Source organism: Paenibacillus sp. CB74 (genome assembly GCF_055687625.1).
On sequence record NZ_CM146009.1, the window covers coordinates 4,731,624 to 4,751,599 of the forward strand.

Genomic DNA, 19,976 nt, shown 5'->3' on the forward strand with positions numbered 1-19,976 from the left:
ATCGTTCTCCCCTTCTATAGATGGATGAAATTGGTCTCTTTCTCTATTAAACTCCAATATCGCTGAGGGAAACACCGACCCTCGTGAACAGTTGGGGGTAAAATATTGTCCTATCTTTAACCTGCAACCAGAAGGGGTGGACCGATGTCCAAATACTACAGTATACGCACCAAATTGATTGCCTTCATGCTCATCGCTACCACGCTTCCGCTGCTTGCGTCGATCAGCATGACATTTATCCAGACCAAAACTGCCCTGCGGGAACAGGCTGTTGAAGAGAACAAACGCCTGATCTACCAAGCGTCCACGAATCTCAATAACTATGTGGATAACGTGGCCAGAGCGTCGCTTGCTGTGTATAACGACCCAAACTTCCTGCGTAACTTGGCGAAGATTCCTGGTGATTATCGTGCAGTGGCTGAAGTGTACACTACTTTGCAGACCATCCGTGCGGCTGTGCCGGATGTTTTTCAGCTGTATTTGCACTCTTTTGCTGCCAATCAATCCACCTTAATTACGAATCCCTTTCCGAAGCGGGAGGAACGCAAACAGGCCTATTCCGGCTCGCTCCATGGAAAAACAGGTGGTGACAGCCCGGACATTTGGGTGGAATCGGCACATATGAGTCACACGTACGGATTCAAGGCTGCCTCCCCTGATGATCCTGCAAGAACAGTCATTACCTTGCATCGGGTAATCAAGGATATTCCGTCCACCGAGCGTCTGGGTGTTCTCGCCATTGATCTGAATATGAATACCATTGCAGCCATCTGCGGCAGACTGTATGATCCGGCTAAGGAACAGATCTATGTTGTAGATGGTCAGAATCAGATCATCTACCAAGGACGTTCCGAGGTCAATTATACCGATGCACTGCGAGAGGAAACAGCTAGTGAGCTGAATATCGCACGAAATAACGCGGGTACAGCCCAGAATGTCGCAGGACATTTTGAACAGGATCGTTCCATGTATGTGTACCAGCAGCTTGGCAGCACTTACGCGGACTGGACCATCGTCAAACAGATTCCGAATGAGACGTTATACGCCAGAGCGACCACACTCACGTGGAATAACGCAATGATTGCCATCGCTGCACTTGTATTGGTCATTGTCGCAACCTTGTTCATCTCCATCCGAATCACCGGTCCGCTCAAGCAGCTCATGCGGTATATGAACCAGATCCAAGCCGGACGTCTGCATGTGGATATCCATCTATCCAGCCGAGATGAATTCGGGGTGCTCGCTCGTCATTTCCGGGATATGATGGATACGGTAAATAATCTTATTTTGCGGGAATATCGGCTTGAAATTGCCAATAAGACGAATCAACTCAAAGCGTTGCAAGCGCAAATTCATCCGCATTTTCTGTATAATACATTGCAATCCATCGGTACACTTGCCCTTCAACAGCAAGGACAACGGGCGTATACACTACTTTCTTCCCTATCCAAAATGCTGCGCTACAGCATGCGGGATCAGACCGGCGTGACCTTACGCGAGGAAGCAGAGCATGCCCGGTTATATCTGGAACTTCAGCAGGAGCGGTTCGGTGACCGCCTTGAGGTGGATTTGGATTTTGCCGAAGATACCCTGTCTGTCGAAATGCCGAGAATGACGTTACAACCTTTAATTGAGAACTATTTTAAACATGGGGCAGATATTCAGCCAGGTAAAGGTCACATCTCTCTATCCAGCCGTCGGATCAATGATCATTGGATTGAAATCGAACTGAATAATAACGGACCCTCCATACCAGAAGATAAATTACTGGAGATTCGGGGATGGCTCCATCCAAATCACATATCAACCGGGTTAGCCACGCAAGAATCCGATGAGTCCGAGTCCATTGGTCTACGAAATGTGATGCGCAGACTTCAATTGAACTCACATCCCGGTCACTCAGCCAGACTTGAGGTCAGCAATCGGGAACCCAATGGTGTGAAGATCAGGGTTATACTATACGCGGGAGAGTGAACAACATGAAGGCACTGCTTGTAGATGATGAAAAACATGTCCGCGATGCCATAAGGTTGCTTGGTCATTGGAAAGACTTTGGTATTGATACAATAATTGAAGCGGCAGACGGGGATGAAGCCATTGCCTCCATCACGGCACATCAACCTCAAATCATTCTCAGTGACATGCGTATGCCAGGCAAGGACGGTATGGCGTTGCTCGAATGGATATCCGTTCATACCCCACACAGCAAGGTGCTGGTTATTAGCGGATATGATGATTTTGAACTCGTGAGGCATGCCATCAGGCACGGTGGTATGGACTACCTGCTAAAACCTGTGGAAGCAGATGAGCTGAATGCATCTCTATTGAAGGCCGTTACAGCTTGGGAAGAGGAGGATGCTGTTCGGTTACAATCCACCAAACAATCCATTGTCGTTAATCGAATGCGCCCCCACTATCAGGATCGTCTGTTAACCGAACTTGCCGTCGGAAGAGGCAATAGCCCCTCTCATCTGCAGCGATTGCAGGATGAGTTGTATCTCCCGGGTATAATCCCTGTCTGTAGCGTCGCTGTCACCAGCCTGTCCCATCTGGATGCAGGTTGTCTGGCAAAGTATCGCAGTCAACCCGACTTGCTTGTGTTCTCGGTGCTCAATATCTGCGCTGAGATGTTATCCACCCCAGACGAAGGCGTCATGTTTCGCCAGTTGGATCAGCCCGATGAGATCGTTCTGCTGCATTGGGGTCCCCCCACTTCATTGCAGCCTATTCTGGACAAGGTCAATCATGGATTGGAGCAGACGATTCAGCGCCAGCTTCATTTCGGCATCTCCACCTGTGACTCATATCCTGGCGGCATCTCAGCAGCCTATATGGAGGCAAGTTCAAGGCTGTGGCGACGCAATGCTGTGCATACCAAACAGCGAATTCATGCTTCCCTGGAATCATCCAATGGGAATAAAATCAGGCGCTTGACCGCCTATGAAGAACCTATGCGGATGGCAGCCATGAGCTTGCGGGCTTCCAGTGTATCTGCTGCGGTTGCCGAATGGCTTGACCCAATTACTGATCTTGAGGTTGTCAGTGCCGAGCAGATCCAGCAATGGATCGATGAGTTGGAATGGATGCTGAGCCGCTGGCTTGATGATACGGCAGGTTCGTCATTCAAAGAGGAAGAAGTGACGGAGGAACAGTCTATACCCTTTGCCGAGTTACCATTTGACGCTGAAGGGTTGTTATCCTATCCCCTGCTTCGTTCCTTGTTGGAGCAACGACTGCTTGCCGCAGGAAAAGCGCTCACCGCACATCACCACGCCAATCCTGATCCCATGAGTGAGATTGCACGATATATGGACGCCCATTATCAGGAGGACCTGTCCTTGCAGCAGATTGCCGCGCGTTTCTATCTGAGCCGGGAGTATATTTCCCGAAAATTCAAACAGCAATTTGGCCTGAATTGGTCGGAATATCTCGGCAAATTGCGAATCAATAACGCGAAGCTGCTACTGCAAAACCCCTCCCTGCGAGTCGCCAAAATTGCGGAGATGGTTGGATTCCAGGATGAAAAGTATTTCAGCAAAGTGTTCAAAAAAATGGAGGGCATCACGCCAGCGGAATATCGTAAAACATTATTGGAGGCCGGTACTTAACGGGTACCGGTTCAAAATTTATTTGAGTTAAAAAGAGTACTCCCCTATGACCAGTCGGGAGTACTCTTTTGTATTTTACTTTTAACAGAGAATCACTTATTTCATAACGACGGTTTCGCTCTTTCTGCTCACCGATCCCGTAAGATCACCGCGGGGACAAGACGAATGTAGATTAACTCCCCTGCAAGCTCCACCATCGTCTGTGTAACAATAACAGCAGCAGCCATGGTTGCCCATTCCGGCGGGAGTGCCAGGGCCAGTGGCAGAACGACCAGCGAATTCCGTGTAGCTGAACTGAATATCAACGCTCGTCCTGCGCCTGGATTCAATCCAAACCAAGTAGCAATAAGCCGAGATATCCAAGGCATAATGATTAGAAAAGCAACATAGATCGGGATCACATTCACGATGATCGCCATATCATTGTAGACTTTACCGATCTGGGAAGCGACAACCACGATCAGCGCGAGTGCCATCATCGGAACCGGCAGCCACGCCGTCGCATTCATGACCCGCTCACCACTCGCTTTACCTCTGGAGAGAACCTGTGTAACGACAGCGAGCAACAGCGGAATAACGATCAGGAACAGAAAAGCCTCCACGAACGGCCCTATCTGCATGACCTGCGCCACCTCAGCACCCATCAAAACCCATAAGTAAAACGGCAACAGGATCATTTGTATAACAAATAAAAGGGGGGTTGCGGCCAGCATCAGTTTCTCATTGCCCCTGCCGAGCTGTGTGAACACAATGACGTAATCAATACAGGGGGTTAACAGTACCAGATACACTCCGATCAGAACGCCAGGTGATTGCGGAAAGACCAGTGTAAGCAACCATACGACTACAGGTACAACGATAAAATTAGCTGCCAGTAACGCCCCCATGAATCGAAGATTCGACCAGGACTCTTTTAACTGTAAAAAAGGAATCTGTACAAACATGCTATATAACAGAACAGCAAGTACAGGGGACACAGTGTAGTGTAAAACATTCCCCCATGCCGGTAAACTCAGCCCTATCACTGCTCCTAATAATAGTGCAATGACATAGAACCAGGTTTGCTGTCTCTCCATCGTTTCTCGTGTAAGCATTCTCTTCCTCCACTTCTAAATGGGACATCCTGAGCATGGACATATTTCTGCTCCGTTTCGCGTACATTGGGACAGAGTGCCGTTCCAGCATAACGTCAGAGCACAAGGATCCGTATGATCAACTTGTGAATTTTTTGCGGCTGTTATTAGAATGTGCAAGAACTGGGTATATTCATTGTAGACTGACCCGTGGTTCATTCATTCGTCAAACCAAGGAGGAAACACCATGTCACGTAACAATCCGTACAAGTGGTTAAACGCGATTGGTTTTATCGCTGTAATTATCGTGAACTATCTTTCCAACGCTCTGCCGATCGGGGGCAGAACCAACAAGGAAGTATCGGATATGTACCCTGTGCTACTCACACCTTCTGGCTATGCCTTTGCTATATGGGGTTTGATCTACTTGCTGCTTGCAGGCTTTGTGATCTATCAGTTCGTGCCTGCTTCGTGGAAAAGGAACTCCATCACTCGTCTCGGGTATTGGTTCCTGGCAAGCTGTGCCTTTAACGTAGCCTGGATTTTCGCTTTTCAAAACTTGCAGATCGGTCTCGCTTTACTGATTATTGTACTGCTTCTGTTGTCTCTGATCGTGTTGTATGTAAAAACACGTACCATTACTGTTCCGACCACTGCTGAGATCTGGCTTGTGAAGCTGCCATTCAGCATCTATCTGGGATGGGTTAGCGTGGCTACGATTATCAATACTGCTGTGCTGTTATATAAAATCGGCTGGGATGGTTTTGGTCTCAGCGAACCGACCTGGACGATCATTATGCTCATTGTGGGAATGGTGCTGGCTGTACTCGTTAGCTTCCGTTATCGGGATAGTGTATATCCACTGGTATTCACGTGGGCGTACATCGCCATCGCTCTTAAACAAAAGGATGTCACTTCCGTATATTATACGGCAATCATCATTGCGATCGTACTGGCAATCTACGCGATATGGCTGTTCTTCGCCCGTAATCAGGATCGCGATTGAGCGACTGCCATTCTAACGCAAAAACATAAAGCAAAAAGCCGATTCTGGTCATTTTCATTCGACCTGAAATCGGCTTTTTATATATACCGGCGTGAATGAGGACTGTCCTATTTCAGGGCAATAACTTCAATCTCCACTAGTGCGTCTTTTGGCAAACGTGCCACTTCCACTGCACTGCGTGCAGGATATGGCTGTTCAAAGAACGTGCTGTACACTTCATTCACAGGAACAAAGTCATTCATGTCCTTCAGGAACACCGTCGTTTTCACGATTTTATCCATGCTTGTGCCTGCTGCTTCAAGAATAGCCTTCACATTGCTCAGGGACAGACGTGTCTGCTCCTGTACATCTGCACCGAATTCTCCCGTTTGGGGATTCAGGCCAAGCTGTCCGGACGTGTAGATGAAATCGCCTGCATCAACGGCTTGACTGTATGGACCAATGGCGCCTGGCGCCTGATCGGTAGAGATTGGTTTTTTCATGGACGAGTTCTCCTTCATGTTCGTTATCCTGCTACCGCAAGGAGTCAGGGTTCGAACTCATTTTTGTTGCCTATTATACCACGTTCTACCTCCAGCGAGAAACGCTCCTCACTGGCCACTATGAAGTAAACAATTCATTCAAAGGTTCTTATCCCCGTCCACGCCAAGAACATGAATGACATCATTCGGGTATACATGATTTCCAATCGCTTGCACCAGTGCAATATTCGTCATGGCCTGTGCAATGGTTGCGGCGTGGACTGCCCGGTATTTGTCTGCTCTGCCTTTCATCCAGCGATCCAGCAACTTCATGGCATGAGCGGCCATCTGTTCACCTAACCGCTTCTCATTTCGATCTCCCAGAATTAAGGAAGGACGGAAGATATGCAAAGATTGAAAACCGATAACAGACAATGCATCCTCCATCTCCCCTTTGGTCCGACTGTAAAAGACCCGGGAACCTGCACTCGCGCCCATGGAGGAGATCACCAGCATCTGGGGTACCCCATGTTGCTTCGCAAGCATAGCCGCACGAACAGGGTAATGATAATCCACCTGACGGAAATTTTCCTGACTGCCTGCTTTTTTGATCGTTGTACCCAAACAGCAGTACAGATCATTGATTCCATCGAATAATTCGCCTTGGCTCTCCAGCTGTTCCCAATTCACCACATGCTGTTCCAATTTGGGATGTTGCAGCTCAAGCGGACGTCTAACCAGAACGCGAACCTGACTGTATGCCGAGTGCTCCAACAGATGATGAACCAGCAATTCGCCTACAAGTCCCGTGGCTCCAATCACCATGGCTTTCCGTTCGAGACGATTCAAATACATCCCTCCACTTCGCCATCTTTTTTGAATTCATACCAGTGTATATAGTTCATTACTATTTTAACAGTACGCGACGTCCAAGGGTAAACGTAAGAATGAGCATGACTACACCAACCCCCACCTGAAATCCATAGGCTGAGATCCAGGCCAGCGCGTCGGACCAGTTCTCCATCTTTTCATACAACCAGCCACCGAGCAGCGGCCCAAGAAATGAAGTCACTCCCGTCAGAGCCGAATACACGGCGACAAACATCGGTCTTTCACTTTTGGGGGTGTCTCCGATCGTAAAGTTAAATGCCAACTGATTGAATCCACCCACCCCGATCCCAAGAAAGATATGAGATAGAAATAGTGCAATCAATACGGGCATGAACGACATTAATCCCCACGACAGACAGGAGAGTGCAATGACCGGTAATGTCCAAAATAGGAGGGTTTTGTTGCTAAACCTGGCATTCAGATTGCCCCAGACATAGAAACCTGCCATCATAACCAGCGTCTGGACCACCGTGATCAGGGATACAGTCTGATAATTAATGTTTAATAGATCGAGCATAACATAGGAATAAAGCGGAACAATCAAGGTCTGGATCAATAACCAGACAGCCAGAAACAGCGTTGCTTTCAGGAATGAACGATCCTGGAACGGCTTGATAAACATCCGCCAGAAAACCTTTTCGGTAGAACGCTCGAATGGTACATCCGGATAAAAGAAATAAATGACTGTATTGGCAATAGCGCAGATCCAAACCGGAATAAACAGGATCAGAAAGCCTATTTCTCCGGGGTAACGGTCCAATACAATACCACCTGCGAATAAGCATACGCTTCCAAGAGCATTCAGAATCGTATTTCGAATTCCGAAGTAACGCCCTCTCACCTTGGCAGGTACGATGTCGCCAATCAGTGAAGTCCAGATCATGCCGCCGATCGTATTCGATATAAAAGCAACCGTATACACACCAATATATACGCTTACCCACCACTCTTTGGGGAAGATAAACGGGATCAGTCCCGTCGCACTCCATAAGATACGATGTGTGCCCACAAATAAAAGCAGCATACGTTTGCGACTGCGAATACGTTGCATCCAGTAAGCTGCTCCGATCTGGGCAATGTTTACGAAGGTCGTAATGGCGAGCACAAAACCGATATGTCTCGACCCGGCCCCAAGGTATAGCAGAAACCCGGTTAAGAACGGGCCTCCCAGCAATGTCTGTAAAATAATTGCCGGTACACCCTCCCATGTTGCAATTGATAAATTTGTGCGTTGTGTCGAACCCTTGCGCCGTGGTTTGCTTGCTGACGGGGGAGGGTTAACGTTGACCGTCTTCTGTATGGGGATACACTCCTTAGACCGGGTCTCAAAAGCCGGTCGATGCTAGTTGTCATCCCAAATTCTACTCACGGCGCGGAGGTTGTCAACTCATTTTTTCACGGTTCAACGGAAGATAGAGATGGAAGGTGCTTCCCTTGCCTTCAACGCTCTCAAGTTCAATCGAACCTCCCAGTAATCTCGCCAAATCCCGACTGATCGAGAGACCAAGTCCGGTACCACCAAATTTCCGACTAATCGACCCGTCAGCCTGCTGAAATGCTTCAAATATGGAATGATGCTTGTCCTCAGAAATACCAATACCGGTGTCCTGAACGGAGAAAACGAGCCACCCATTCTGAATACCTGCATTCTTCCTCTGCTTGGTACTTACAGTCAGCGTGACCTTCCCTCGGTGAGTGAACTTGATGGCATTCGACATCAGATTCCGCAAAATCTGTTGAACCCGCTGGGGATCAGACCAGAGTGTGTCGGGCAGTCCCGGCTTCTTATCCATCTGCAACTGAATACCCTTTTTCTCGGCAACCAGTTGGAAGTGGCTCATGGCATCTTCGGTAAGTTGTGCCACACTGATATCCTCCAGTACTATATCCAGTCGCCCCGCTTCCACTTTGGACAGATCCAAAATATCGTTAATGAGTGTGAGCAGTTCCTGTCCGGATTGGTCGATCATGGTGGCGAAACGTACAATATCCTCGGGGTCCATCGTGTCCGCGTTCTCGCTGATCATCTGGGCAAAGTTAATAACACTGTTCAATGGTGTACGCAACTCATGTGACATATTGGCGAGAAATTCGGATTTGTACTGTGAGGCGATCATCAATTGTTTCGCTCGTTCCTCCAGTACAATCTGGGCTTTCTGTAGCTCTTCCTTTTGCACAGATAATAGCCGGTTCGTACTTTGGATAAGCAAAATCCGGTTCTGTTCATTCTGAAAATCACGTAATATAAATGCAAACATAAGGCTTAACAAGATACCTGCCGGAAGCGTGTAAGGCATAATATGAGAGAAAAAATATGTAGCCGGGATGACGCCAAAGATAGCGATGCCCACACTATTGACCACATTGACGATAATTACAACAAGGATGCCTTTTGTGATCAGTCTGAAATCGCTGCGTCTCATCCATATATTTAAACCCGCACATATTACACCGAGTAAAGTCATATTAATTACCGCTGCCACCGTAGCATCCGTGATACCAAACGTTAACCTGGATAAACCTATCCCTACACCCACAATAATTACACTATAGGGTTGTCTGTACGTTAGAACGGCAACAATTATAGGAACATAACGAAGGTCAAATACCACTTCATCCGTGAGTTGAAATCCAAAAACCGTACTGATCCAGCCTGCAAAAACAAGGACAAGCACTGAACCGATCTGCTTCATCCGGGAAGAAGCACGTATGACGATATATTTATAGAACACACTGGCAAGATAGGCAATCGTTATAAGCATCCCCATATTCAATACGAACATTTTCAAAAATTGCATTTACTCACTCCTGTTGTCCCGACTTTACTGGCCTTGTTACCATCGTCCGTATGTGTTTCTATCATATCATGTCCATTGAAATTACTGCATTCCTTCTTCGTCAAAAAAGTACACAAAAATACACAAATCAGGATTCAATTTGTGTGCGGAACGTAGTAAAATATATTGTTGTTCAAATTTGAACTACTATATAGATTGAACTAAAGAAATAGATATTTGCTAGGGGCATGTTCATCGGAACATGAATGAAAGGAGAACGCTGTTGTGCAATTGTTAAAAAGTAAATCCTATTGGCTGTCATTAAGTTTGATGTTGTCATTGGCTGTCATGGGGCTATTCTATGATATTCTTAATAGTCCGGAACGCGGGTTCGTAATTCTTAATTCCTCGCTTGACCAGATCATTCCCTATGTACCCGCCATGTCCATTCCATATTTGGGCTGGTACCCATTTGTATTCGGTGTGCTCGCCTACCTGTGTGCCAAGGATCGTCTGACGTATTATCGCGTCTTGTTATCCATGAATATCTGTGTCTGGATCTGTTATCTCATCTACTTCAACTTTCAGACCATGGTACCGCGCCCGGAACTGACGGGTACAGGCCTGGGCGTATCTGTTCTCGGATGGCTCTACAGCCAGGACCGCCCGTTTAATTGTTTTCCAAGTATTCATTCGCTGCACTCTTATCTGGTTATGCGTGCCGTTCTCTCGGTTCCAAGCATTCGCAAACCCATTAAGCTGTTGGTGGCTGCAGGAGCAGCGACCATTATCGTATCCACGCTTATGATCAAACAACATGTGATCTATGACGCCTTGGGTGCCATCATACTCGGCGAATGTGTTCTCACCATCATAACCGGCCTCGCTCTACACCGGAGACGCAGAAAAGAATCGAAGTGGACAGAGGGGATCAACTGATCCCTCACTTCGATGGTTTCTGAAGATGCTGTTGTCGTCTCCATTCATCAATAAACAAACCTGCAAAATAGGGGTCCCATTGGGTCCCTTTTCCTTCTTCCAAAATCGTTAGCGCTTTCTCGTGACTCATCCCATTCCGATAAGGTCGATCCGACGTCATGGCATCAAAAGCATCCGCTACTGCTATGATGCGGCCAAAAAGGGGAATATCTTCACCAGCCATCCCATCCGGGTATCCTTTGCCATCATATCTCTCATGGTGAGACCGTACACCCGGCAGAAAGTCCGCCATGGCATCAATAGGCTCTATCTGTAACAGAATGCTCTCTCCCTGCACGGGATGTGTGCGAATAATCGCGAATTCTTCATCGCTCAGTTTTCCATCCTTCAGCAGTACCTCATCCGGTATGCCGATTTTCCCGATATCATGGAGTAGAGCTGATTTGTACAATAAATCCGCCTGTTCCTCATTCATTCCGCTCAGCTTGCCAATCATCAGTGAATACTCGGCCACCCGCATGGAATGCCCTGCGGTGTACTTATCTCGAGCGTCCAAAGCCGCTGCCAGCATCGAAAAATAACTTTGCAACAACTGTCGATTGCGTTCCTGCCTCATCTCAAGCCGATTAATCATCATATTAAAGCCGGAGATCAGTGCAGAAAATTCATCCGCATACAGATCAGGAGCTCTTCTACCGAGGTCTCCCTCCTGAATTCGGTTCATCTCCTGTGTCAATTCAGCAACCGGATCACGAACATCCCGAATCAACAGCCAGCTTCCCACCAGTGCAAATCCAGCACCAAGCACAACGATGACAATCCCCCACAGAATGTACTCTCTCGCAAATTCTCTGTCCATATACTGAAGCCGGATTGAGGTAGCGAGGAAAAATAAAAATAACGGGAACAATCCGATGAGTGATGTACTTAGCTGAAATTTACGCTGGATCGATACCAGGATACGTCCTCCCAGTGAAGGCTCCATCCCGTATTGGATTTTGCCTCGATGACGGACCTCAAGTAACAAGGGTCTTATCGCCCTCACCGTCAGGTAATACTCAATGAGCGCATGCATGATGGCAATCAAAAATGCACATGCGGCAGCCACTACTATGTATACGTACGGGAACTCAAGCCACCCCGTGGATATCATCCATATGGTTAATCCCGCTGCCGGAATCGAAAAACCAAGCATGTGCGGACCCATAATTCGATATATGGTCTGTCCCGGGAAACGATGAATTTTCTCGTACATATGGTTCAATTCGTCTCGCTCGTGATGCTCGGAAGTGAAAAATTGTCTTATGGGTCCAAGCTGCACCCACAGCGTAATTAACTCTGCAACCAGCATGAACAAAATTGAAATCAGTACAATGCCGATGAGTCGAACAAATTGAATATCGGGTATTTGTAATGTAGATACCATAACCACTGTACCAACAACAAAAACAGCTGCCAGTGAACCGATCAGATAATTGCGTATCAGGCGAAAGATAAATGAACGGTATGCTTCCAACTGAACCCCTCACTCTCTATGTGCAAACCCGTTCTCCCTTGATATGCGGGAAAATTAGGGTATTTCCTTCTATTTGTTTATCGGTTGCACCGCCAAAAAAAATTAATAAAATTCAATGGATGGGTACCAAGATCTCCACTGTCGAATCGTTTCAAAAATTTGGCCCTGTCCTGTCTTCTGGTGGTAATCTGTAAAACACGAAAAGGCTGCTCCACAACCGGAGCAGCCTTTGGTGATATATCCTATATTTATCCTTTGATCTTGGCAGCCAGAATCATCGTACCCCTTGGTTCATCCCCCATGGCATCCGGTTCTAGCGTGATCGCAACCGTGTCATAGTCGTTGGCCGAATCCAATGTGTAGTATACCGCACCCGTCCCATCACGACTAAGGAACGTCCCCGCATTCTGAGGCGTATCTCCCTTGATCAACCACACCTGAAATGCCTCATTGCCTTCCAGATTCGGCAGGTTCTCAGCCTGCACAACCAAGTGAGTGCCTTTGCTGTCAATTACGATGGTTGCGAGACCCTGAGCTACAATATCCTGCGTTGCAGGATTCAGCTTCACTGCCTCGCCAGTCTGCATGCCCTGTGCAGGTTCCAGCGCTGATGCCAGCTGCTCTTGCAGCTGAGCATTCTGCGCCTGTACCTGCACCAATTGCTCTTGTGTAGCCGACGAGCCCGCCGCTTGCTGCGTCAGCGAGTCGATCTGGCTCTGCAGCTGCGCCGCGTACACGCCAAGCACCAGCGCCGCTGCCGCAAGGCCGGCGCTGGCCACGCGCCAGGCGCGGCTGCTGCGCGCACGCGCGCGCCCTTGAGGCTGCCATGGCTGTGCCTGGGCAGCCTCTTCTCCCCGGGCCGCAGGCACCGCCGTTACCGGCGGCAGGCCTGGCCCGGGCTGCGCCGCACGTTCGTGCTGCGGCGCAAGATCCTCCTGAAGCACCACGGGTGCTTCAGGTTCTGCAGGAGCAGCCGCCGGCTTCGCCTCGGCGCTCTCCTGCACATGTCCGAGCACGTTGCCCAGCACGCGTGCTCGCATGCCTGGCGGCGGTGCTACAGGTTCCGCCGCAAGTGGCAGGAAGCCAGTCACTTCCTGCAATTCCCTCACCTCCTGGCGACAAGTTTCGCAAGTTGCCATATGGGCTTCAAACGCTGCCACTTCCTCTGCTTCCAGTCCGCCCAGCACATACATCGGTGCCAGATCAGACCACTCCTCATGTCGCTCTATCATGGATGTATGCCCTCCCTTCCCGCGTCCGGATGCAATTCAGCATCGGCCAGCAACTTTTGGAGCTGTCGCATGGCAAGCCTGACACGGCTCTTTACTGTACCCAGCGGAATCCCGAATCGGCTGGATACTTCCTGCTGGGTTAATCCCGCATAATAAATCGATTCTATAACTTGCTGCTGATCACCATTCAGTTGGGACAACGCTTCTTTAATCCGAGTGCCTTCCCATTTACGCTGCACTTCTTCTTCCGTATTCGTATGCTCATCGGCATAGGCCGCCAGTGTCTCGTGTTCAACTGAAGTAGCCGCTGCCCCTTTCGATCTCCGCCTCAGCATGTCCACTGCTATGTTGCGCGTAATCGCAAACATCCATGTGGTCAGCTTCCCCTGTGAGGCATCGTATCGTTCAGCATTATTCCAGACCCGCATAAAAAGTTCCTGAACGGTCTCTTCGGCCGTCATGGGATCGCCAACGATCCGATAGGCAAAAGAATACACCGCTCGCTCATAACGGTCATATAAAAGCTCCAGTGCGGAGGAATCACGTTCCGCAATCTGTCGCATTAACCTGCTGTCCTCCATCGATTCAGTCATGCGAGGGCCCCTTTCTGTTTCTTCCCTCTTATTATAACCTACGCAGAATCTTTTGAAGAGGATTACCTCAATTGAGAAATAGTTTGAAAAAATTCTGTTTATTTTCAAACGAATATTTCAGCTATTGTCTTGAAGGATTACCCGAAAAACATGTTTTTCTGTTCGTACTTTCCTTTTTATTGCAATAAATTACAACCTGTGGTATAGTATAAGAGTTGTATTAAACAACCTCATATGATTTCTGTCTTCTTTAAACCCCGGAATATTTTCTTCATGCTGCGACCGCAGCGAATTAAGCACATTCAACCTATGAAGATTGAAGAACCTGCATCACAATAACCCGGTAGTACAGAGTTTCACAAGATGTTCCCATTCACACTGGCGCGGTCATCGGAGCCGCAAGGACAAAAGAGAGGTAGGGCTTTTGTTGTTTTGGATATCACTTATTCTTGAGAAGATTGAAAACATACACAAAGCACCCGGAATTGGGTTCCGGGTGTTTATCCATGTCTACATACACATTTCAAGCACCGTCTACACACTGTCAGACCCCGTCCCTCAGGAGAACAGTCTCTCCTTCCGCCTATCGGGCTCACCAGACGCTAACGAATCCTGCACACCTTATATTGAGAATTTCTACGGTATGTAAAATCTAACAAATCTCAGCAACGTTAATCCATGTCACTTCACGAGTATAGGCTCCAAATGTGCCCAAATTCAGCCCATAAGACGTCTACAATTCGTTAAACTTTTGAAACGTCAGAAATTCATGGAATAGAGCCTGTGGAGTTCGTTAAAGAACGATTCACAAAGTAAAAAAGGGACACCGCAGGATGAGATCCTACGCTGTCCCGCTCTGAAACATGGGTACGTTATGCCCCAACATGGAACACAGTGTTTATTTAGAGTTGATGAGTCAGCCCCTATCGTAATGATCCACGATCAGCGAAAGGCTCTTTGCATTCGCAACAATTAGATGAACATCGTTTTGGAGATAATAACCAGCAGGATGAACAGTACAAGGATCGTACCCATGGAACCCCAGCTTCCGCCGCCATGCCCATAGGATACGCCGCAACCCTGTTGATAACCGTGCATCATTGGAGCCTGATTGGCATGGTGTCCGTATCCATAGCCATATCCCATTGGCATTGTTCCACAACCATATCCATACCCATGCATTTCATGACCTGTGTATTGGTATCCTTGCATATGCTCATAACCTCCCATATGTCCGTATACATGCCCCTGTCCGTTCGGTGAATTCGGTTTTACTTCGCTCATTGTTCATTCCTCCTTAACATTTGCCTACACCCCTAAGCTATGTATTCAGCCTACCTCTGGACCGGGCTATCGCCCTACTTCCGACAAAATGGGCGTTTAGCCGTTAAGTAACCATCTCTTTTTTAGAAAGAATAATCCGTCCTTGCACACTCGTAATCGCATTCAATTCTTCCGTTCACCATAAGCTATCTCCTCTCCCTGGCTCTCCACCATGCTTGTCCTCTAGAAAAAAACCCCACCGGTCGCCCGGCAGAGCTCGCCATATTATACCCAGAATGATTTAGTAATGATTACGAGAAGAATGAACAGAACCAGGATTGCTCCGGTTGATGTCCAGCCGCCATAGCCTACGCCTTCAACTACATTGCTCATGCAGAACCCTCCTTTACGAATATATTAGGGTCCAAGCCGGTTATTAGATCAGGAATGCTTTAGAAATAATGACCAACAAGATAAAGAGAACCAAGATCGCGCCAGTCGATGTCCATGCGCCGCCGTATCCACCTACTACTCCACTCATGTAAACCCCTCCTTTGATTTGAGGTACAGTTCACTATATGCACCAATCACACATGGGACCGGGCTCAGGTCGAAAATGGGCTGTTCTTTTCACAGATTATTCTCTGAACATACATACAGGATTAGTTCTCAAGGTCTGTCAGTTATGTTCAAACACGTTTAAGTCATAAATAAATCTCACGGGTATATCAACCGTATGTATGTACACCAAACATTTGAATAAAAATGTTACGAATTACGATGAAGATTTCATACGAATTAGCGGTGGGTACATCAACGCCACTTTGATTGGAGCTTCATTGGTAGTTGCCGATTAAACTGTTAAATGAGCATACAAAAAGGCCAGCTCTTGAAGAGACTGGTCTTTTGGACATTCGATTAAAGGATGTGGCGTATTTACATAACTAACAACCAACCATATATATTAGGAATTAATTGGGTCTTGCCTGAAGTGACGTCAGTTTATCCTGTACCGATTGTAACTTCTGTATACTTGAGGCATCCGGTTTGTCACGACGGTCGTCAATTTTGACGGATGTGGACACACGCTGGGCACCTGACAGAAACGGTGCTTCATGCAGAGCCGCAATTGCTGTAAAGATCTCATTAAGCGGTCCCTCAATAATGGTGCTCATGGAAGTCAACTGATATGTAATGCCCCGCTGATGTTCCAATACCTTTTGCATGTCCGCCACATAACTGCTTAGACTCGTTGTACCCGTTCCGATTGGAATGACAGTCACTTCTGCTATTGCCATTTTGCTCCGCCTCCTCTGGGCCCCGTGAACAACCGCTGCCGCTTATTTTAGTCGAAACTTGACTACTTTTATTCTACCAGTTGAATGCGTTACAATTCAAACTGACGTGAACACGTCATTCAAAATGTTCAAAAATTTTTTTTGATAAATCTTCAAATCTTCCAGTCCTTTTCCTTTGCGGATTCCTCGCTTAAATGGTATACTCGGAATTACGTTTTACTGGTTCTGCCCACTTTACAAACACAATATGTTGGGTTACAGTATGTTGACAGCTACAAAATGTAGTAACGCTAGATTTCTCCGCTTCTAATAGTCACCTTCTGCATTCTCGCGAAAAACAGGATGAAATCACCTCCAAAGGCACGTCCCTGTAGGTGTAAATCGCTTTCTCGAAACAGAGTTGACATGGAGGTTAACGGGGCTGTTTGGACTGCATCCGGTATCCTCAAACTACAGGCACATCTGCATATAGACAAAAGCTTACATAAGCACCCTTCTCTGTCGATACTTGAACCTTCGAGACAGCAAGGAAGCCAGAGCATCCATGGGCATTTTCAGCCGCGAGGCGGGAGAATGCTTTTTATATGAGCATGTTCTGCATTGTGCTGCTTTGTGCGCTCAAGTTGAGCGATCTAAGACATGATTTGTCGCCGCCGTTTCAGTCCGCAAAACGTAACCCTATTTCTTTTTCTCACCGTAAGAAAGACACTCAATTCTTTATATAAAGAATTTCTCCAATTTATCTCTTAAACATGCGAAAGCGAGGAATATTCATGCCACAAGTTGTGACCAAGCCGAACAACCGCCAGCTTGCCTTTGATGATATGCGTATCTCGGTATATGCCGACCGTATCCTGGAAGGACTGGACATGCTCGACAAGGAACGTCTGGTACGCGGGGTAAACAGCAAGCTCCGCCGTGATGAAGTTACCGGAGACGAGATCAGCAACGCTTTTATGATGAGCGCACTGGAACTGGTAACTAAAGAGGAGCCTAACTGGAAATTTGCAGCGGCACGCTCCCTGCTCACTTCCCTGTACAAAAAAGCGGCTACCAACCGCAGATACAAGTCTTACCCGGACGAGCCTTATGGGGCATTCCATCCTCTTCTTGTAGACCTCGTGAAAAAAGGCATCTACCGTGAAGAATTGCTGGAATGTTACACCAAAGAACAGATTGATGAACTTGCGGAGTGCATTGACTATCGCAACGATCTGCTCTTCGATTATATCGGCTTGCTCACACTGGCAGAACGTTACCTTGCTCACGATTTTGACGGAAAAGTAATGGAGTTGCCTCAAGAGCGTTATATGGTTATTGCGATGTACCTGATGCATCAGGAGCCTGCTGAGAAACGTATGGAACTCGTCAAGGAAGCTTACTGGGCGATGAGCAACATGTATATGACAGCAGCTACACCTACGATGTCCAATGCGGGCAAAAAAGTGGCTGGACAGCTCTCTAGCTGCTTCATTGATACTGTGGACGACTCACTTGAAGGTATCTTCGATTCCAATACAGATGTAGCCCGTCTGAGCAAAATGGGCGGCGGCATCGGCGTTTACCTTGGTAAAGTCAGAGCTCGTGGATCGGATATCCGTGGACACAAAAACACAAGTTCCGGTGTAATCCCTTGGATTCGCCAACTGAATAATACAGCGGTCAGCGTAGACCAGCTTGGTACACGTAAAGGTGCCATTGCCGTATATCTGGACGTCTTCCACAAAGACATTCTGGCCTTCCTTGATCTGAAGCTGAACAACGGTGACGAACGGATGCGTGCACATGACGTATTCCACGGCATCTGTCTGCCTGACCTGTTCATGGAGCGAGTAGCCAGCCGCGGTGAGTGGAGTCTGTTCTGCCCGCACGAAACGAAAAAAGTGATGGGCTGGAAAGATGAGAACGGTCGTGCACTCGGACTGGAAGATTTCTATGATGAAACTGTAGGCGCAGGCGCGTTCCGTGAGAAATATGAGGAAGCGGTCAACCACCCGCTGTTGTCCCGTATCACGGTTCAGGCGATTGATATCATGAAACGTGTGATGAAATCCCAACTGGAAACAGGTACGCCGTACATGTTCTACCGGGATACCGTTAACCGTTCGAACCCGAACAGTGCACACGGCATGGTATACTCTTCCAACCTTTGTACCGAAATCATGCAGAACCAATCTGCGACTGTAGTTGAAAAGGAAGAGCTCGTTACCAAGGATGGACAAACCCGCATCGTGATTTCCAAAGTACCTGGCGATTTCGTAGTCTGCAACCTGAACTCGATTCACTTGGCACGTGCTGTACCTCATGATGTATTGGAACGTCTGGTACCGATTCAGGTTCGTATGCTGGACAACGTTATCGATATCAACAACATTGAAGTGCTGCAAGCCCAATACACCAACAGTCAATACCGTGCGGTTGGTCTGGGAACCTTCGGACTTCATCATCTGCTTGCTCTTGAAGGCATTCGTTGGGAATCGGAAGAAGCTGTCACATATAACGATAATCTCTATGAAAAAATTAACTATCTGCTTGTGAAAGCCAGCATGGAACTTTCAAAGGAAAAAGGACATTATCCGAAATTCCAAGGTTCCGATTGGCAAACAGGCAAATACTTCGACCAACGGGAATACACAACTGGTGAGCGCGTGGGCGAATTCGTTACAACAGAACAATGGAAAGAACTGCAAGCACAGGTTCAGCAAAACGGTGTCCGTAACGCTTGGATGTTCGCCATTGCACCAAATGGTTCAACGTCCATCATTGCAGGTTCAACAGCCAGCATTGATCCACTTTACGAACTGTTGTCCTATGAAGAGAAAACGACATACAAGATTGCCAATCCGGCACCTGATCTGTCCGAAAAAACGATCTGGTACTACAAAACAGCATTCATGGTCGATCAACATGCTTCCATTAATATGGCTGCTGCTCGTCAACGCCACGTCGATCAGGGACAGAGCTTCAACCTGTATGTTCGTCCGGATATCAAAGCAACGGAATTCCTGGAACTGCACTTGCACGCCTGGAGAGCCGGCATGAAATCTACGTATTACGTTCGTAGCCGGGCATTAACCATTGAAGAATGCGATTCTTGCGCAAGCTAAGTTTTATCCTTGATGGAGCAGATTGACTAGATTCACGATGACCACCAGGGCATCCTGTTTTGATTGCAAAATGGCGTTGCCCTGGTTCTTTTTTGCCTAAAACACGATCACAGCATCGCAAGATGTTGATATAGATGCCACATTATATATAAAAGAATTAATGATTACACGATAACGAAGAGGACAGAACAAAGCTGAAGAAGCGGAGCTAA

17 protein-coding genes and 1 pseudogene are annotated in these 19,976 nt (G+C 47.5%); 5 read left to right on the plus strand and 13 right to left on the minus strand.

Features of this window, described 5'->3' with window-relative positions:
• Window positions 1–144 precede the first annotated feature (144 nt).
• Window positions 145–1,974 (plus strand): cache domain-containing sensor histidine kinase, encoded by a 1,830-nt coding sequence (locus ACX9NY_RS20845; RefSeq protein ID WP_472474826.1) that lies wholly within the window; start codon window positions 145–147, stop codon window positions 1,972–1,974.
• 5 nt (window positions 1,975–1,979) lie between these two features.
• Window positions 1,980–3,608 (plus strand): response regulator, encoded by a 1,629-nt coding sequence (locus tag ACX9NY_RS20850; protein WP_472474828.1) that lies wholly within the window; start codon window positions 1,980–1,982, stop codon window positions 3,606–3,608.
• A gap of 128 nt (window positions 3,609–3,736) precedes the next feature.
• Here the strand turns inward: ACX9NY_RS20850 and ACX9NY_RS20855 are convergent, their stop codons facing one another.
• Window positions 3,737–4,702 (minus strand): arsenic resistance protein, encoded by a 966-nt coding sequence (locus ACX9NY_RS20855; RefSeq protein WP_342571732.1) that lies wholly within the window; start codon window positions 4,700–4,702, stop codon window positions 3,737–3,739.
• A gap of 226 nt (window positions 4,703–4,928) precedes the next feature.
• Between ACX9NY_RS20855 and ACX9NY_RS20860 the strand changes: the two genes are divergently transcribed.
• A complete protein-coding gene (locus ACX9NY_RS20860) occupies window positions 4,929–5,687 on the plus strand; it encodes a tryptophan-rich sensory protein (protein ID WP_339239327.1) in 759 nt (252 codons plus the stop codon).
• A gap of 107 nt (window positions 5,688–5,794) precedes the next feature.
• On the opposite strand, the gene ACX9NY_RS20865 is transcribed toward ACX9NY_RS20860, so the two are convergent.
• The 4 genes from ACX9NY_RS20865 to ACX9NY_RS20880 all read right to left on the minus strand — a co-directional run bounded on the left by ACX9NY_RS20865 (window position 5,795) and on the right by ACX9NY_RS20880 (window position 9,837).
• On the minus strand, window positions 5,795–6,169 hold the full coding sequence (locus tag ACX9NY_RS20865; protein WP_017690870.1) for a RidA family protein: 375 nt from the start codon (window positions 6,167–6,169) through the stop codon (window positions 5,795–5,797).
• A 138-nt stretch (window positions 6,170–6,307) separates the two neighbouring features.
• A complete protein-coding gene (locus tag ACX9NY_RS20870; RefSeq protein WP_339242893.1) occupies window positions 6,308–6,973 on the minus strand; it encodes an oxidoreductase in 666 nt (221 codons plus the stop codon).
• 82 nt (window positions 6,974–7,055) lie between these two features.
• Window positions 7,056–8,345 carry an MFS transporter gene (locus ACX9NY_RS20875; RefSeq protein WP_445252806.1) on the minus strand — a complete coding sequence of 430 codons (1,290 nt, stop codon included), beginning with the start codon at window positions 8,343–8,345 and terminating at the stop codon, window positions 7,056–7,058.
• 76 nt (window positions 8,346–8,421) lie between these two features.
• Window positions 8,422–9,837: an ATP-binding protein gene (locus ACX9NY_RS20880; protein ID WP_472474831.1), complete on the minus strand. Its 1,416-nt coding sequence runs from the start codon at window positions 9,835–9,837 to the stop codon at window positions 8,422–8,424.
• A 264-nt stretch (window positions 9,838–10,101) separates the two neighbouring features.
• On the opposite strand from ACX9NY_RS20880, the gene ACX9NY_RS20885 reads away from it, so the two are divergent.
• Window positions 10,102–10,755 (plus strand): phosphatase PAP2 family protein, encoded by a 654-nt coding sequence (locus tag ACX9NY_RS20885; RefSeq protein WP_339258625.1) that lies wholly within the window; start codon window positions 10,102–10,104, stop codon window positions 10,753–10,755.
• Window positions 10,756–10,759: 4 nt separating this feature from the next.
• Here the strand turns inward: ACX9NY_RS20885 and ACX9NY_RS20890 are convergent, their stop codons facing one another.
• The 8 genes and pseudogenes from ACX9NY_RS20890 to ACX9NY_RS20925 form a co-directional block, all read right to left on the minus strand.
• Window positions 10,760–12,271 (minus strand): HD domain-containing phosphohydrolase, encoded by a 1,512-nt coding sequence (locus tag ACX9NY_RS20890; RefSeq protein WP_339239323.1) that lies wholly within the window; start codon window positions 12,269–12,271, stop codon window positions 10,760–10,762.
• Window positions 12,272–12,519: 248 nt separating this feature from the next.
• Window positions 12,520–13,140, minus strand: coding sequence for an anti-sigma factor (locus tag ACX9NY_RS20895; protein WP_445252957.1), 621 nt, complete (start codon window positions 13,138–13,140; stop codon window positions 12,520–12,522).
• Window positions 13,141–13,398: 258 nt separating this feature from the next.
• A pseudogene (locus tag ACX9NY_RS20900) lies at window positions 13,399–13,503 on the minus strand (zf-HC2 domain-containing protein); the annotation flags it as partial.
• Window positions 13,500–14,096: an RNA polymerase sigma factor gene (locus ACX9NY_RS20905; RefSeq protein ID WP_339239322.1), complete on the minus strand. Its 597-nt coding sequence runs from the start codon at window positions 14,094–14,096 to the stop codon at window positions 13,500–13,502. The pseudogene ACX9NY_RS20900 and the gene ACX9NY_RS20905, both read right to left, overlap by 4 nt.
• A 972-nt stretch (window positions 14,097–15,068) precedes the next feature.
• The gene (locus ACX9NY_RS20910) at window positions 15,069–15,380 is read right to left on the minus strand and encodes a hypothetical protein (protein ID WP_017690878.1); all 312 of its coding nucleotides are present in this window, start codon (window positions 15,378–15,380) and stop codon (window positions 15,069–15,071) included.
• A gap of 264 nt (window positions 15,381–15,644) precedes the next feature.
• Window positions 15,645–15,752 (minus strand): hypothetical protein, encoded by a 108-nt coding sequence (locus ACX9NY_RS20915; RefSeq protein WP_017690879.1) that lies wholly within the window; start codon window positions 15,750–15,752, stop codon window positions 15,645–15,647.
• Window positions 15,753–15,795: 43 nt separating this feature from the next.
• Complete coding sequence (locus ACX9NY_RS20920; protein ID WP_017690880.1) at window positions 15,796–15,900, minus strand: hypothetical protein; 105 nt, start codon at window positions 15,898–15,900, stop codon at window positions 15,796–15,798.
• A 430-nt stretch (window positions 15,901–16,330) separates the two neighbouring features.
• Window positions 16,331–16,657: an MTH1187 family thiamine-binding protein gene (locus ACX9NY_RS20925; protein WP_017690882.1), complete on the minus strand. Its 327-nt coding sequence runs from the start codon at window positions 16,655–16,657 to the stop codon at window positions 16,331–16,333.
• A gap of 773 nt (window positions 16,658–17,430) precedes the next feature.
• Between ACX9NY_RS20925 and ACX9NY_RS20930 the strand changes: the two genes are divergently transcribed.
• A complete protein-coding gene (locus ACX9NY_RS20930) occupies window positions 17,431–19,764 on the plus strand; it encodes a ribonucleoside-diphosphate reductase subunit alpha (protein ID WP_339239321.1) in 2,334 nt (777 codons plus the stop codon).
• Window positions 19,765–19,976: the final 212 nt, after the last annotated feature.

What these genes read in the sequence shown, in the direction of transcription:
- ACX9NY_RS20905 (WP_339239322.1), bottom strand. Translation starts at nt 14,096, where the DNA reads ATGACTGAATCGATGGAGGACAGCAGGTTAATGCGACAGATTGCGGAA.
- ACX9NY_RS20915 (WP_017690879.1), bottom strand. Translation starts at nt 15,752, where the DNA reads ATGAGCAATGTAGTTGAAGGCGTAGGCTATGGCGGCTGGACATCAACC.
- ACX9NY_RS20845 (WP_472474826.1), top strand. Translation starts at nt 145, where the DNA reads ATGTCCAAATACTACAGTATACGCACCAAATTGATTGCCTTCATGCTC.
- ACX9NY_RS20865 (WP_017690870.1), bottom strand. Translation starts at nt 6,169, where the DNA reads ATGAAAAAACCAATCTCTACCGATCAGGCGCCAGGCGCCATTGGTCCA.
- ACX9NY_RS20860 (WP_339239327.1), top strand. Translation starts at nt 4,929, where the DNA reads ATGTCACGTAACAATCCGTACAAGTGGTTAAACGCGATTGGTTTTATC.
- ACX9NY_RS20850 (WP_472474828.1), top strand. Translation starts at nt 1,980, where the DNA reads ATGAAGGCACTGCTTGTAGATGATGAAAAACATGTCCGCGATGCCATA.
- ACX9NY_RS20855 (WP_342571732.1), bottom strand. Translation starts at nt 4,702, where the DNA reads ATGCTTACACGAGAAACGATGGAGAGACAGCAAACCTGGTTCTATGTC.
- ACX9NY_RS20925 (WP_017690882.1), bottom strand. Translation starts at nt 16,657, where the DNA reads ATGGCAATAGCAGAAGTGACTGTCATTCCAATCGGAACGGGTACAACG.
- ACX9NY_RS20930 (WP_339239321.1), top strand. Translation starts at nt 17,431, where the DNA reads ATGCCACAAGTTGTGACCAAGCCGAACAACCGCCAGCTTGCCTTTGAT.
- ACX9NY_RS20880 (WP_472474831.1), bottom strand. Translation starts at nt 9,837, where the DNA reads ATGCAATTTTTGAAAATGTTCGTATTGAATATGGGGATGCTTATAACG.
- ACX9NY_RS20870 (WP_339242893.1), bottom strand. Translation starts at nt 6,973, where the DNA reads ATGGTGATTGGAGCCACGGGACTTGTAGGCGAATTGCTGGTTCATCAT.
- ACX9NY_RS20920 (WP_017690880.1), bottom strand. Translation starts at nt 15,900, where the DNA reads ATGAGTGGAGTAGTAGGTGGATACGGCGGCGCATGGACATCGACTGGC.
- ACX9NY_RS20910 (WP_017690878.1), bottom strand. Translation starts at nt 15,380, where the DNA reads ATGAGCGAAGTAAAACCGAATTCACCGAACGGACAGGGGCATGTATAC.